The following is a 1,064-nucleotide window of genomic DNA, read 5'->3' on the forward strand; positions in this document are numbered from 1 at the left end:
CTGCTTCGGGCGATGCTGCTGCAGGTGCTGTACAGCATCCGGTCTGAACGCCAGCTCATGGAGCAAACGCAATACAACCTGCTGTTTCGGTGGTTTATTGGTCTGTCGATGGACGATTCGGTCTGGGTGCCGACGGTATTCACGAAGAACCGCGAGCGTTTGATCAGGCACGATGCGGTGGTCGAATTCTTCAACGAAGTGCTGTCCATCGCGCAGAAGAAGAACTGGTTGTCGGGCGAGCACTTCAGCGTGGACGGCACGCTGATCCAGGCGTGGGCGGGACACAAGAGCTTTGTGCGCAAGGACGGTGACGACAGGGATAACGACGGCGGCAGCGGCGCGGGCGACTTCAAGGGCAGCAAGCGGAGCAACGAGACGCACGAGTCGAAGACTGATCCCGATGCACGGCTTTACCGCAAGGGCAAGACTGCCAGCGAATTGCGTTACATGGGCCACACGCTGACCGACAACCGCCATGGACTGGTGGTCAACGCCCGCGTGAGTTGTGCTGACGGACATGCCGAACGTGAAGCGGCCAAGGTCATGATCAATGATGCGCGGCAAGCAGCGGACGAAGCGGCTGCGCAAATCACGCTGGGCGCAGACAAGGGTTACGACGCACAGGAATTCATCGAAGCTTGCCAGCAGATGAAGGTCACGCCGCACGTGGCGCAGAACACCTCGGGTCGCCGTTCTGCGGTGCCCGATGCGATTGCGCGCAGTGTGGGCTACGCGATATCGCAGCAAAAGCGCAAGCTGATCGAACAAGGTTTTGGGTGGGCGAAGACCGTGGGGCGCATGCGCCAGGTGATGGTGCGCGGGTTGAAGAAAGTCGACCAGATGTTCGTGTTGAACATGGCCGCCTACAACCTCGTGCGCATGCGTTCGCTAGGACAGGTCCGCCCGTAGTGGCAGCGATTGCGGTAATGAGGGCGAAAACAGGCCTCAAACTGTCGAAAAATAAGCTGGATTCACGTTGAAATTTCGTAATGCAGAAAATTGCGCGGCGGTAGCCGCGCAGAGCGATGGACGTTGCTTTTGGAGGGGTGTATTTCCGCAGCCTG

1 protein-coding gene is annotated in these 1,064 nt (G+C 58.9%); it reads left to right on the forward strand.

The features are described from left to right. The coding region (locus tag F6X42_RS42805; RefSeq protein ID WP_187639756.1) for an IS5 family transposase at positions 1 to 909 on the forward strand (909 nt) is incomplete at its 5' end. Positions 910 to 1,064 lie beyond the last annotated feature (155 nt).

Origin of the sequence: Paraburkholderia podalyriae (genome assembly GCF_014397785.1) — a bacterium.
Lineage (GTDB): Bacteria > Pseudomonadota > Gammaproteobacteria > Burkholderiales > Burkholderiaceae > Paraburkholderia > Paraburkholderia podalyriae.